Source organism: Ensifer sp. 22460 (assembly GCF_052044935.1).
Classification (GTDB): domain Bacteria; phylum Pseudomonadota; class Alphaproteobacteria; order Rhizobiales; family Rhizobiaceae; genus Ensifer.
In genome coordinates this window covers 155,117-168,087 of record NZ_JBQENZ010000015.1, presented here as the reverse complement: position 1 = coordinate 168,087, position 12,971 = coordinate 155,117, and the positions used below count along the sequence as shown (strand labels likewise).

Below are 12,971 nucleotides of genomic sequence, written 5' to 3'. Positions count from 1 at the left end.
GCCTTACCAGTCCATCACCACCTTGCCGGAATTGCCGGAGCGCATGGCCTCGAAGCCGTCGCGGAATTCGTCGATCCTGATGCGGTGGGTGATGACGGGAGAAAGGTCGAGGCCGCCCTGCACGAAGGCGATCATCTTGTACCAGGTCTCGAACATCTCGCGACCGTAGATGCCCTTGAGGTTGAGCATCTTGAAGATCACCTTGTTCCAGTCGATCTCGAATCCGGCCGGCGCGATGCCGAGGATGGCGATCTTGCCGCCATTGTTCATCTTGTCGATCATGTCGCGGAAGGCCGGCGCCGCCCCCGACATTTCGAGACCGACATCAAAGCCCTCGGTCATGCCGATCGCCTTCATCACGTCGGCGAGGTTTTGCTTCGAGGCGTCGACGACGTAATCGATGCCGACGCTCTTGGCGAGCGCCAGCCGCGTCGGGTTGATGTCGGTGATCACCACCTTGCGCGCACCCGAGCGCTTGGCAACCAGTGCCCCCATGATGCCGATCGGCCCGGCGCCGGTGACGAGCACGTCCTCGCCGACGAGATCGAAGGAAAGGGCGGTGTGCACGGCATTGCCGAACGGGTCGAAGATCGCCGCGACCTCGTCGGGCACGTCGTGCGGGATCGGCACGACGTTATATTCCGGCAGGCAGACGAACTCGCCGAAGGAACCCGGGCGGTTGACGCCGACGCCGAGCGTGTTGCGGCACAGATGGCCGCGGCCGGCGCGGCAGTTGCGGCATTTGCCGCAGACGATATGGCCCTCGCCCGACACCCGCTCGCCGACATGGTACTTGGTGACGGCCGAGCCGACCTCGGCGATCTCGCCCATGAACTCGTGGCCGACGACCATCGGCACCGGGATGGTCTTCTGCGCCCACTGGTCCCAGTTCCAGATATGCACGTCGGTGCCGCAGATCGCCGATTTCTTCACCTTGATCAGCACGTCGTTCGGGCCGATCTCCGGCACCGGCACCCGCTCCATCCAGAGGCCTTCTTCCGGCTTCGATTTCACCAGCGCCTTCATCATGTTCGTCATCAGTCTCTCCCTCAGATCACGCCAAGCTCGCGGCCGACCGCTTCGAAGGCGGCGATCGCCCGGCGTACGTCGTTCTCGCTGTGGGCCGCCGACATCTGCGTGCGGATGCGCGCCTGTCCCTTCGGCACCACCGGGAACGAGAAGCCGATGACATAGACGCCCTTTTGCAGCATGCGCGCCGCCATCTCCTGGGCGAGCGCCGCATCGCCGAGCATGACCGGGATGATCGGGTGCCCTTCGCCGGCAAGCGTGAAGCCGAGCTTCGACATCTCGGTGCGGAACAGGGTGGCATTGGCATAGAGCCGCTGCCGCAGTGCATCGCCGTTCTCGATCAGGTCGAAGACCGTGAGCGAGGCGGCGGCAATGACCGGCGCCAGCGTGTTGGAAAACAGATAGGGCCGCGAGCGCTGGCGCAGCCACTCGACGACCTCGGCCTTGGCCGAGGTGTAACCGCCGGAGGCGCCGCCGAGCGCCTTGCCGAGCGTGCCGGTGATGATGTCGATGCGGCCCTCGACGCCGCAATGTTCGGCCGAGCCGCGGCCATTTTTGCCGACGAAGCCGACCGCATGGCTGTCGTCGACCATGACCATGGCGCCGTATTTGTCGGCGAGGTCGCAGACGCCTTGCAGGTTGGCGATGATGCCGTCCATCGAGAACACGCCGTCGGTGGCGATCAGCTTGAAGCGACTGCCCTCCGCCTTCTTCAGCTCCTCCTCCAGTGCTGCCATGTCGTTGTTGGCGTAGCGGAAGCGCTTGGCCTTGGAGAGCCGCACGCCGTCGATGATCGAGGCGTGGTTGAGCGCGTCGGAGATGATCGCGTCCTCTTCGCCAAGCAGCGTTTCGAACAGGCCGCCATTGGCATCGAAGCAGGAGGAATAGAGGATGGTGTCTTCCAGGCCGAGGAACGACGAGATGCGGGCCTCGAGTTGCTTATGCTCCTCCTGCGTGCCGCAGATGAAGCGCACCGAGGCCATGCCGTAGCCGTAACGGTCGAGCGCCTGTTTGCCGGCCTCGGCGAGTTCCGCGTTGTCGGCAAGGCCGAGATAGTTGTTGGCGCAGAAGTTGAGCACGCGGTCGCCCGAGGCGACCTCGATCGCGCCCGCCTGCTTCGAGGTGATGACACGCTCCGACTTGTACAGCCCGGCCGTCTTCAGGCCCTCGAGTTCAGAACGAAGATGGGACAGAAAGGCTGAAGTCATGGCGCTCTCGCTCACAGAAAACATCGCGTTCCTGACGAGTATCATGACGGCTTTCGACTTGCAGCAAATTCCAGCGCGCCGAGGAGGCCGGCGCAAAAACGACAGGGCATTTCACGGCGAGATGGCGTGAGGGATATATTGTGTCGTCGCAGGCGCGCTCACGGACATATTCCTTCGCCGCGTCAGCACCCGCCGTGCGCGAACTCACCCGTCCACATACCCGTCGATGACCGCCAGGAACGCTTCGCCGTAGCGCTCGCGTTTGCTTTCGCCGATGCCGGGGATGTCGAGCAGTTCGTCGAAGTCCCGCGGGCGCTCCTTGGCGAGCGCGATCAAGGTCGCGTCGGGGAAGACGACATAGGGCGGGACGTTCAGCTCCTTGGCGATCGAGAAGCGCTCGGCACGAAGGAGTTCGAACAGTTCGAGGTCGGAACCCGCGAGGTCGGCGCGTTCGCGTTGCGAGCCCGATTTTGCCCCCCGTGCGGCCTTGCCCGAGGTCGGACGGTCCTTGCGGAAGAACACCTGGCGTTCGCGCTTGAAGACGGCGCGCGCATCCGGCTCCAGCTTCATCGCCCCGAAGGCAGCATGATCGACGCTGATCAGCCCCGCTGCTAGCAACTGCCGGAAGACCGATTGCCAGGTACGAACAGGAAGATCCTTGCCGGCGCCGAAGACGGGCATATCGACATGGCCGAAACGCTCGGTCTTTTCGTTGACCGTGCCGATCAGTACATCGATCACGTGCCCGGTGCCGAAGCGCTCGCCGGTGCGATAAACGGCGGCAAGCGCCTTGATTGCGGCCTCCGTGCCATCCCAGGTCTCGACCGGTTTCAGGCAGGTGTCGCAATGGCCGCAGCGTCCGGGATGGGCTTCGCCGAAATGCGCAAGGATCGCCTGACGGCGGCAGCCGGCGGTCTCGCAGATCGCCAAGAGCGCGTTGAGCTTGCCGCGCTCGATGCGCTTGATGTCGTCGGCCGCCCCGCCCTCGTCGATCATCCGGCGGCGCTGCAGTACGTCGGCCATGCCATAGGCCATCCAGACGTCGGAGGGCTCGCCGTCGCGGCCGGCACGCCCGGTTTCCTGGTAATAGGCCTCTACCGATCCCGGCAGATCGAGATGGGCGACGTAGCGCACGTCGGGCTTGTCGATGCCCATGCCGAAGGCGACGGTCGCGACAAGGCAGAGGCTCTCTTCCTTGAGAAACGCGTCCTGATGCTTGTCTCTGAGCGTCCGGTCCATGCCGGCGTGATAGGGCAGTGCCCGGATACCCTGGGCATTCAGCCACTCGGCCGTATCTTCGACCTTGGCACGCGACAGGCAATAGACGATACCGGACGAACCCTTGAAGCGCGAAAGGAAGCGCAGCAATTGTTGGCGCGGCTGGTCGCGCTCGACGATTTCATAGGCGATGTTCGGCCGGTCGAAGCTGGTGGTGAAGACCTTGGCATTGGTCAGCGCCAGCCGCTCGACGATATCGTCGCGCGTGTGCGGATCGGCGGTGGCCGTGAGCGCGATGCGTGGCACGCCGGGATAACGCTCCGCCAAAAGCCCAAGCGCGCGGTACTCCGGGCGAAAATCATGGCCCCATTGCGAAACGCAATGCGCCTCGTCGATGGCAAAGAGCGCGATGCGGGCATCGCCGAGAAGATCTGCGAAGCCATCGGTGACGATCCGCTCCGGCGTCACATATAGAAGGTCGAGCGTGCCGTCATAGATCTGTCGCCGCACGGCGATCGCCTCCTCGCGGGTCAGCGACGAGTTGAGGGCCGCGGCATTGACGCCGAGCTGCTTCAACGCCTCCACCTGGTCGCGCATCAGCGCAATCAAAGGCGAGACGACCACGCCGAGCCCAGGACGGCAGAGCGCCGGGATCTGGAAGCAGAGCGATTTTCCGGCGCCGGTCGGAAAAAGAACGACGGCATCGCCGCCACCGGTCACGTGCTCGACCACTTCCTGTTGTCTGCCGCGAAAGGCGGAATAGCCATAGACGCGCTTCAGCACATCGAGCGGCGCCGGGCCGGCGTCGTCGAAGAGATGGCTGGCAGCGCTTGCGCCGCGCTTGGCCCTTTCGACAAACTCCATCACGTCTCCTTCACGGGAATCACTGCCTGCAATCATCGCAAGATGTGACCGCAATGCCATAGCCGTCAGGGCAAATGAAGAGAACGCCGTGATAATCCCGCACCATCAGCAGGCTTTTCAAGGTCGGGGATTGAGCTTTTGCCAGCTTGACCTTGCCAACGCAGCAGTACTTTAGTGGCTCCCAAAAATCAGGAAGTCATCATGGCGAACATTTTAGCGGCGAGCGGCGGCGTCAAGCAGATCATCTGCATCAACTGGGGTACGAAGTACGGCGCTCCGTTCATCAACCGGCTTTATGCCATGGTGGCGCGCAACATCACCCCGCCCTTCACCTTCACCTGCTTCACCGACAACTTCGAAGGACTGCGTCCGGAAATTCTCTGCGAGGACCTGCCGCCGCTCAACATCGCGGACATGCCCACGAACACGCCGGGCATCTGGCAGAAGTCGCGGCTCTGGGGACCGAAGCTCGGCAATCTCCAGGGCCCGGTCCTCTTTCTCGACCTCGACATCGTCATCGTCGGATCGCTCGATTCCTTCTTCGAGGTCGGCGAACCCGACGACGTGATCCTCGCCAGAAATCAGACAACGCCCTTCGAGCGCCTCGGCCAGACCTCGCTGTTCCGCTTCCCGGTGGGCAAACTCGTGCCCCTGCAGCAGAAGTTTGGCGCCAATCCTCAGGCGATTGCCGACGAGTATCGCTTCGAGCAGCGTTTCGTCACGCGCAATGCGCCCGGTGGCGTGAAGCTCTTCCCAAGGCGCTGGGTCCTGCATTACCGGCAGGACTGCCATTGGACCTTCCCGCTCAACTATTTCTTCACACCGCGCCTGCCGGCCGATGCGCGTGTGGTGCTTTTCCCGCGCAGCCTGCTGCCGCAACATGCGATCGACGGGCAATATGGCTATCGCGGACGCGTCGACACGCCGCTTGGACATATTCGACGCCTGTTCAACGGCGACCGCCGTGAGAAGAACCCGTTCCGCTACCTGCGCCACTATATCCGCCCTGCTCCATGGGTGGCCGAACATTGGCGCGAATAGTCGGCGTTCTGTTAAGATCGGGCAGGATTTCAGCGTGGCAGCGTAAGTTTTTAGATTAACGCGCCGCCGGCCCCTTCACGCGACCGGAAAGCACCCCGAAACCCTCGATGATCGCCTCCTGGTTCTCAAGACGAGTCACTTCGAGCTGCACTTCCTGAAGCGTGCGCAGCAGTTGCGGCACCGCTTCGAGGTCGCCTTCCTCCGTCGCATGCGCAAGCTCACGCTCGAGTTCACGCCGCTGCCAGTGCAGCGCCTTGGACCGCTGGTGCAAAGCCAGAGCCTGCAGATAACCTTCGCGCGCATCCTCGGGGGCTGCAGCCGTCGTCGCGGTCCAGAGCCGCGCATAGCGGATCTGCTGGTCGATCGCGGCGAGCAGTGCGCCGAAGCCTTCCCCATCCAGTTGCTCGATCAGGCCTTCGCGCGTCAGGCGCGGCCCCTGCGCGGCAGCAGCATTCAGCACCGCCGCCCAGCAGCGCTGCAGGTCGCGATGGTCGAACTCGATCGTCGAGATTTCGTCATACTCGTCGAACAGCAGCTGCGGGTGGTTGACGATGGTGAACGCCAGCACGCTTTCGCGTAACTCTGGCGGCCTCGTTGAGCGGTCAGCTTTCAACAACTGATTAAGCTTCGAACTGGCCGCAGTCCCCGCCTCGACAATAGCGCCCTTCAACGCGTCCGCGGGCTGCATCGACCGTTTGCCCCCTACGCGGCCGCCGCCACGCTCGAATGGGCGACGCTCGCCCCCCCGCCCCGATCCCGACGATTGCAGGAAGGCGTTCAGCCGGTCGCGCATGTCCTGGCCGTAGTGGCGGCGCACGCTTTCGTCGGCGATGACGGAAGTGACCTGCTTCAGCCGCGCTTCGAGCTCGGCGCGTTTCTCAGGCGTGTCGAACGATCCACCCTGGATCTCGCGCTGCCAGACCATGTCGGCAAGGGATCGCGCATTGGCGAGCACCTTGTCGAAGGGCGCGCGACCCTCGTGGCGCACCAGATCGTCCGGATCCTTGCCGTCAGGCAGCATCGCGAAACGCACCGAGCGGCCAGGCTTCAGGTGCGGCAACGCCAGGTCGACGCCACGATTGGCGGCACGGATGCCGGCGCCATCGCCGTCGAAGCAGAGCACCGGCTGCGACGTCATCTTCCAGAGAAGGTCGAGCTGGTTTTCGGTCAATGCCGTGCCGAGCGGCGCAACCGCGTTCTCGACGCCCGCCTGGTGCAGCGCGATCACGTCCATGTAGCCTTCGACGGCGATGATCGTTCCGGCGGCATCGTCCGGCCCGGCGTCACCCAGGCGGGCGGCCCCTTGCGAGGCCCGGCGGGCGCGGGCGAAATTGTAGAGCACGTTGCCCTTGTGGAAGAGCTCGGTCTCGTTGGAGTTCAGATATTTCGCCGGCGCATCCGGAGACATCGCGCGACCGCCGAAGGCGATGACCTTTTCGCGTGACGACAGGATCGGGAACATGATGCGGTCGCGGAAACGGTCGTAGGAAACCGGCACATCGGGCCCGTGCACGACGAGACCGCAGGCTTCGATCTGCTCCTTGCCGATACCCTTGCCAGCGAGAAATTCCTTGAGCGCGTTGCGGCTGTCGGGCGCAAAGCCTAGGCGGAAGGTCTCGATCGTGCGGCCTGTCAGGCCGCGTTCGCGCAGATAGGCGCGGGCCTTGGCGCCGCCCGCGGTCTGGAGCTGATCCTCAAAAAACGCGGTCGCCAGCTCCATGACGTCGAGAAGGCTGGTGCGCTCTTTCTCGCGCCGCTCGGCCTGCGGGTCGGGCTGCGGCATGGCAACGCCCGCCATGTCGGCGATCTGCTGCACGGCCTCCGGGAAGCTCAAGCCTTCGAGATCGGTCAGGAAGCGAAAATGGTCGCCGGAGACGCCGCAGCCGAAACAATGGTACCGGCCCTTGCGATCCTCGCAGTGGAAGCTCGGCGACTTCTCCCCATGGAAGGGGCAGCAGGCCCAATAGTCGCCGCGCGAGACATTGGTCTTGCGCCGATCCCAGGTGACGCGTTTGGCGATCACGTCCGAAATCGGCACGCGATCGCGTATCTCGTCGAGAAAGGATGGTGAAAAGCGCATGAAAACCTCTGGTCGATCTTCCATATAGGCGGCAAGGCCGCTGGACGCCACAACAGTGATCCGGCTTGCCCGCTATTCACAGGACGGAAACGGGATTCACGCCCGCTTCCACAACCAAAAGACGCAATTGAGATCTTCCAAGGACCAAAAGTAGAGCTTGACTCGCCGAAGGTGAATGGCATCAATTCGGCGTCCCGAACTGGAACACCCATCATGGCCATCGCCGTCGAAGCGCTCGCGTCCAGTCCCGTCTTCTTCAGCACCGTGCTGGATTACGCCCGCGGCATGGTCTCCATGTATGGGGATAACCCGCGCCTCGCTTCGATCTTTGCCTCGCAGCAACGCTGGCTGATGGCCCAATCCGGCCCTGCCCTCCATCACGACCGCGATCCCCAAGATCTGTCGAGCGGCCTCTATAGCGGTCGTTTCATCAACTATGTCGTCGCCAACGATATCGCCAGCCGCAACACCGCGGATCGATCGCGCGTTCGAAAACGAAATCCTTGCGAACGCCGAGGAGGCGACGCCCGTCACCTATGGCCGGGCGTGCGCAGTTACTTGAACGAGCTCTTACTTGAGCAGTTCCTTCACGAGACCGGACGCCTTGGCGAAGTCCATCTGGCCCGGATAGCGCTCCTTGAGCACGTTCATGCACTTGCCCATGTCGCGCAAGCCTTGCGCGCCGGTTTCCTGGATCACCGAGGCGCAGAGTTCACGCACCGTCTCTTCCGGAAGCTGGGCCGGAAGGAACTGGTTGATGATCACGATTTCCTGGCGCTCCTGCTCGGCAAGCTCCGGCCGGCCGCCCTCGTCATAGATGCGGGCCGACTCTTCGCGCTGCTTGATCATCTTGGCGAGGATCTGCAGGATGTCGTCGTCGCTGACCGGGTCCTTGCCCAGGCCGCGATTGGCGATGTCCCGGTCCTTGATCGCCGCCTGGATCAGCCGCACGGTCGAGGTACGCCGTGTGTCCTTGGCTTTCAGGGCTTCCTTCAGTGCGTCAGCGAACTGGTCGCGCATGTCCATACTCCATGTCGAAACCGGCCCGCGGTGCTCTGCCCGGAACCGGCTCGAAACCATCATTGTTGTCGTCGTCTTAAACCAGTGTGACAGGCGCAATCAAACGGAATACGCAACCGCTTGAATTAAAAGCAATTTTATTTCCTGACAATTCGCAGCGGCCGGTTGACCCGGATCAGCGCTTTGGCTATTTTCCCGCACCTGCACGACATCGGCATGAGAGCACTTTCCGCGGGGATTCCGCGCGTCCATGCCTGAGCACATGAAATGGCGATCGACCGCCGGGCTTTCAAGCCCCGCTTCACGCCGCAACGGGATAGGAACGATGACCGCGACACCCGCATGGACCACTGAAAAACCAACCGCACTGCTCGTTCTGGCCGACGGCACCGTGATCGAAGGCAAGGGCATCGGCGCGACCGGCAAGGTGCAGGCGGAAGTCTGCTTCAACACGGCGCTGACGGGCTATCAGGAAATCCTGACGGACCCCTCCTATCTCGGCCAGATCGTCACCTTCACCTTCCCGCACATCGGCAATATCGGCGCCAATGACGAAGACATCGAAGACCTGACGCCGGCAGCACGCCACGGCGCGGTCGGCGTCATCTTCAAGGCCGACATCACCGAGCCGTCGAACTACCGCGCCGTCAAGCACCTCGACGCCTGGCTGAAGGCCCGCGGCATCATCGGCCTCTGCGGCATCGACACCCGCGCGCTCACCGCCTGGATCCGTGAGAACGGCATGCCGAACGCCGTCATCGCCCATGACCCCCAGGGCGTCTTCGACATCGACGCGCTGAAGGCCGAAGCCAAGGCCTGGAGCGGGCTTGAAGGCCTCGACCTCGCCAAGGTCGCGACCTCGGGCCAGTCCTCGCGCTGGGACGAGAAGCCCTGGGTCTGGGACGAGGGCTATTCGACGCTCGGCGAAACCGATGCCGCCTACCATATCGTCGCGCTCGACTATGGCGTGAAGCGCAACATTCTGCGCCTCTTCGCCGGCCTCAACGCCCGCGTCACCATCATGCCGGCTTCGACCAGCGCCGACGAAGTTCTGGCGCAGAAGCCGGATGGCATCTTCCTGTCCAACGGCCCGGGCGACCCGGCGGCAACCGGCGAATATGCCGTGCCGGTCATCCAGAACCTGCTGAAGAGCGATATCCCGGTCTTCGGCATCTGCCTCGGCCACCAGATGCTGGCGCTTGCCCTCGGCGGCAAGACCGAGAAGATGCACCAGGGCCACCACGGCGCCAACCACCCGGTCAAGGATCACACGACAGGCAAGGTCGAGATCGTCTCGATGAACCACGGCTTCGCGGTCGATTCGAAGTCGCTGCCGGAAGGCGTTGAAGAGACTCACATTTCGCTCTTCGACGGCACGAACTGCGGCCTGCGCGTCGCCGGCAAGCCGGTCTTCTCGGTCCAGCACCACCCGGAAGCCTCGCCCGGCCCGCAGGACAGCCACTACCTCTTCCGCCGCTTCATGAACCTGGTGCGCGAGAAGAAGGGCGAGCCGGCATTGGCCGAGCGCTAAGCGCAACAAACATTCGGACAAAAGGCCCGCCTCGCGCGGGCCTTTTCTTTGGCGACAGGGCATCGGCCGCTAGCGCCGACTTGCCCGCCCAAGTGGGAGTACAGCTCGTCGTTTTTGTCTGTCAGCCGATGGCGAGACGCTCGGCGATGAAGTCGACAACCGCCCGGACCGACGGGAGCTGGCCGCGGCGATGCGGCATCAAAAGCGTCGTCGTGACCAACCCCGCCTGCCAGTCGGGCAGCACCCGCACGAGGCTGCCATTGTCGATCTCGGCATGGCAGAGCTTGCGCGGCAGCGCGGTGATGCCGAGCCCGGAAAGCGCCGCCTCGAGGAGAACGCGGGACTCGTCCGCGACAAAGCGCGGCTCGGGGCGCACAGAGACCGGAACGTCGTCCTCCCGGCGAAGCGTCCAGCCATCGCTTGCGAGCGACGTGAGCAGGCCATCGTGGTCCTTGAGTTCATCCGGCTCGGCAGGCGTGCCGCGCCGCGCGAGGTAGCCGGGTGCTGCCACCAGCCAGATCACTTCGGAGGCGACCCGCCGCTGGACGAGACCGGAATCGGGCAAGGGCGCGAAATGATCGCGCACGGCGATATCGAAGCCTTCCTGGATCAGATCGACGAAGCGGTCGGTCGCATGCAGCACCACCCGCATCTTCGGATAGGCTAGCGCCAGTTGAGGCAGCAGCCCCGAAAGCGTCATCTGCGCCGTCGGCACCGAAGCGGTGATGCGCACGGTTCCGCTCGGCTCTGCGAGCCTGCCCATGACCACCGCCTCCGCGGCTTCCGCCTCGATCAGCATCGCGGCCGCATGGCGATAGAAGTCCTCGCCGATCTCGGTCACCATGAAGCGGCGGGACGTCCGATTGATGAGCCGGACGCCAAGCGTCTTCTCAAGCTCCGCCACGCGCTTGCTGAGCGTCGATTTCGGCACGTTGAGCACGCGCGCGGCCGGCGCAAACCCCCTATGGTCGACCACATGGGCGAAGATGATGAAGTCGTTGAGATTGCGCATCGCGGCTCCCGATGTCCACGCCTATGGATGACATGTCCGTATTTGGCCAATTTTCAAAAGACCGTCCACAAATTCATCTCCCCGCATTGAAACCGAACATCCAGGGAGAGGCCGAGCCCCCTTCGCAATCCTGACCCGCTGCCGGCACGGATGAGGTCACGGACGTGACTTGCGGTTGACCCTTCGCCGGGCTTCGCGCATCCTCCCCTGCAACTGGAGGTGACGATGATTACAGGTCCACAGTGCCGCGCCGCCCGGGCGCTGATCGAAATCTCGCGCGAGATGCTGGCAAGCTTTTCAGGTGTCGACGAAGACACGATCCTCAGGTTCGAACGCAAGCTCGAGACGCCCAGCGACGAGACAATCCTATCGCTGAGGCATGCACTCGAACATGCCGGCGCAGTGTTTCTGCCGGAAGGTGAACGCGGCATCGGCGTGCAGCTGAAGTTCACGCGCTCCGAGGCTCGCCGCCTCTCGATCCTGGAAAGCGAGGGTGGCGTCGTCGGCGACGACGAGGTTCCCGGCGCGTGAATTTCTGACAAGATTTCAACGCCTTGGCCGATCCGCGTGAATAAGATTGGCCACCGCTTGAATCGATCTGCGAACAAAAAAGCCCGCCGTTGCCGGCGGGCTTTTTTGTGATGCGATTGCCAGCGCTTACTTGCAGGCGGCGCAGAAACGCTGGATGCGGCGGCAAGCCTCTTCGAGCTGAGCTTCCGAGGTTGCGTAAGAAATGCGGAAGTTCGGGCCGAGACCGAAGGCCGAACCGTGCACGACGGCAACGCCTTCGGATTCGAGCAGCTCGGAGACGAAATCCTCGTCCGTCTCGATGACCTTGCCCGACGGCGCGGTCTTGCCGATCAGGCCGGCGCAGGACGGGTAGACGTAGAAGGCGCCTTCCGGCGTCGGGCACGCAATGCCCTTGGCCTGGTTCAGCATCGAGACGACCAGATCGCGGCGGCCTTCGAAGATCTTCTTGTTCTCGGGGATGAAGTCCTGCGTGCCGTTCAGCGCCTCGACGGCCGCCCACTGCGCGATCGAGGTGGCGCCCGAGGTCTGCTGACCCTGGATCATGTCCATGGCCTTGATGAGCTGAAGCGGACCGGCAGCGTAGCCGATGCGCCAGCCGGTCATGGCATAGGCCTTGGAGACGCCGTTCATCGTCAGCGTGCGGTCATAAAGGCCGGGCTCGACTTCGACCGGGGTCGCGAACTTGAAGTCGCCATAGGTCAGGTGCTCGTACATGTCGTCGGTCAGCACCCAGACATGCGGATGCTTCATCAGCACGTCCGTCAGCGCCTTCAGTTCGGCATGGCTGTAGGCAGCGCCCGACGGGTTGGACGGCGAGTTGAAGACGAACCACTTGGTCTTCGGCGTAATCGCCTTGTCCAGGTCCTCCGCCGTGAGTTTGAAGTTGTTTTCCTGGGTGGCCGAGACGAACACCGGCGTGCCGCCGCACAGCGCCACCATTTCCGGATAGGAGACCCAGTAGGGCGCCGGGATGACGACTTCATCGCCCGCGTTCAGGGTCGCCATGAACGCGTTGAAAAGAATCTGCTTTCCGCCGGTGCCGACAATCGTCTGGGCGGCGGTGTAATCAAGGTTGTTCTCGCGCTTGAACTTCTTGGCGATCGCTTCGCGCAGTTCCGGAATGCCGGAGACCGGCGTGTACTTCGTCTCGCCGCGGTTGATGGCGTCGATCGCCGCCTTCTTGATATTGTCGGGCGTATCGAAGTCCGGCTCCCCGGCGCCGAGGCCGATCACATCACGACCTTTCGCTTTCAGCTCACGGGCTTTCTGCGAAACGGCGATAGTGGCGGAAGGCTTTACACGGGAGAGGGCATCGGCAAGGAAGGCCATGGGTGAAGGTCCTGATCGTTTCGAGACGAGGTGATCGCTACGGAACGTAAAAAGCCAGGCTCCATAGCGGTTAGGTCTATGTCGAAAGACGCCCGGTCTTGCAAGCGC

10 protein-coding genes are annotated in these 12,971 nt (G+C 63.4%); 3 read left to right on the top strand and 7 right to left on the bottom strand.

Annotation, left to right across the window (positions count from 1 at the left end; all coding sequences use genetic code 11):
- Positions 1-3: 3 nt before the first annotated feature.
- From tdh to recQ, 3 genes are all read right to left on the bottom strand, one after another.
- Positions 4-1,038: an L-threonine 3-dehydrogenase gene (tdh, locus tag ACTJKM_RS19830; protein WP_440660734.1), complete on the bottom strand. Its 1,035-nt coding sequence runs from the start codon at positions 1,036-1,038 to the stop codon at positions 4-6.
- An 11-nt stretch (positions 1,039-1,049) separates the two neighbouring features.
- Positions 1,050-2,237, bottom strand: coding sequence for a glycine C-acetyltransferase (locus tag ACTJKM_RS19825; protein WP_110879287.1), 1,188 nt, complete (start codon positions 2,235-2,237; stop codon positions 1,050-1,052).
- Between the two features lie 204 nt (positions 2,238-2,441).
- Complete coding sequence (recQ, locus tag ACTJKM_RS19820; protein WP_058326563.1) at positions 2,442-4,319, bottom strand: DNA helicase RecQ; 1,878 nt, start codon at positions 4,317-4,319, stop codon at positions 2,442-2,444.
- 201 nt (positions 4,320-4,520) lie between these two features.
- On the opposite strand from recQ, the gene ACTJKM_RS19815 reads away from it, so the two are divergent.
- Positions 4,521-5,360, top strand: coding sequence for a glycosyl transferase (locus ACTJKM_RS19815; protein ID WP_093233955.1), 840 nt, complete (start codon positions 4,521-4,523; stop codon positions 5,358-5,360).
- A 55-nt stretch (positions 5,361-5,415) separates the two neighbouring features.
- Here the strand turns inward: ACTJKM_RS19815 and dnaG are convergent, their stop codons facing one another.
- On the bottom strand, positions 5,416-7,440 hold the full coding sequence (dnaG, locus tag ACTJKM_RS19810) for a DNA primase (RefSeq protein ID WP_057253182.1): 2,025 nt from the start codon (positions 7,438-7,440) through the stop codon (positions 5,416-5,418).
- Positions 7,441-8,010: 570 nt separating this feature from the next.
- Positions 8,011-8,460, bottom strand: a complete 450-nt coding sequence (locus ACTJKM_RS19805; protein WP_057254340.1) for a GatB/YqeY domain-containing protein — start codon at positions 8,458-8,460, stop codon at positions 8,011-8,013.
- 325 nt (positions 8,461-8,785) lie between these two features.
- Between ACTJKM_RS19805 and carA the strand changes: the two genes are divergently transcribed.
- Positions 8,786-9,991: a glutamine-hydrolyzing carbamoyl-phosphate synthase small subunit gene (gene carA / locus ACTJKM_RS19800; RefSeq protein WP_058326562.1), complete on the top strand. Its 1,206-nt coding sequence runs from the start codon at positions 8,786-8,788 to the stop codon at positions 9,989-9,991.
- 121 nt (positions 9,992-10,112) lie between these two features.
- Here the strand turns inward: carA and ACTJKM_RS19795 are convergent, their stop codons facing one another.
- Entirely contained in the window at positions 10,113-11,003 is an 891-nt protein-coding gene (locus tag ACTJKM_RS19795) for a LysR substrate-binding domain-containing protein (protein ID WP_058326561.1), read from the bottom strand.
- 225 nt (positions 11,004-11,228) lie between these two features.
- Here ACTJKM_RS19795 and ACTJKM_RS19790 point away from each other — a divergent pair, with 225 nt between their 5' ends.
- Entirely contained in the window at positions 11,229-11,534 is a 306-nt protein-coding gene (locus ACTJKM_RS19790) for a helix-turn-helix domain-containing protein (protein WP_057253179.1), read from the top strand.
- 126 nt (positions 11,535-11,660) lie between these two features.
- On the opposite strand, the gene ACTJKM_RS19785 is transcribed toward ACTJKM_RS19790, so the two are convergent.
- Positions 11,661-12,863 carry a pyridoxal phosphate-dependent aminotransferase gene (locus ACTJKM_RS19785; protein WP_057253175.1) on the bottom strand — a complete coding sequence of 401 codons (1,203 nt, stop codon included), beginning with the start codon at positions 12,861-12,863 and terminating at the stop codon, positions 11,661-11,663.
- Positions 12,864-12,971: the final 108 nt, after the last annotated feature.

Bases quoted from the DNA above. Each gene is read 5' to 3' on its own strand.
- tdh (WP_440660734.1), bottom strand. From the start codon at position 1,038: ATGACGAACATGATGAAGGCGCTGGTGAAATCGAAGCCGGAAGAAGGC.
- ACTJKM_RS19825 (WP_110879287.1), bottom strand. From the start codon at position 2,237: ATGACTTCAGCCTTTCTGTCCCATCTTCGTTCTGAACTCGAGGGCCTG.
- recQ (WP_058326563.1), bottom strand. From the start codon at position 4,319: ATGGAGTTTGTCGAAAGGGCCAAGCGCGGCGCAAGCGCTGCCAGCCAT.
- ACTJKM_RS19815 (WP_093233955.1), top strand. From the start codon at position 4,521: ATGGCGAACATTTTAGCGGCGAGCGGCGGCGTCAAGCAGATCATCTGC.
- dnaG (WP_057253182.1), bottom strand. From the start codon at position 7,440: ATGCGCTTTTCACCATCCTTTCTCGACGAGATACGCGATCGCGTGCCG.
- ACTJKM_RS19805 (WP_057254340.1), bottom strand. From the start codon at position 8,460: ATGCGCGACCAGTTCGCTGACGCACTGAAGGAAGCCCTGAAAGCCAAG.
- carA (WP_058326562.1), top strand. From the start codon at position 8,786: ATGACCGCGACACCCGCATGGACCACTGAAAAACCAACCGCACTGCTC.
- ACTJKM_RS19795 (WP_058326561.1), bottom strand. From the start codon at position 11,003: ATGCGCAATCTCAACGACTTCATCATCTTCGCCCATGTGGTCGACCAT.
- ACTJKM_RS19790 (WP_057253179.1), top strand. From the start codon at position 11,229: ATGATTACAGGTCCACAGTGCCGCGCCGCCCGGGCGCTGATCGAAATC.
- ACTJKM_RS19785 (WP_057253175.1), bottom strand. From the start codon at position 12,863: ATGGCCTTCCTTGCCGATGCCCTCTCCCGTGTAAAGCCTTCCGCCACT.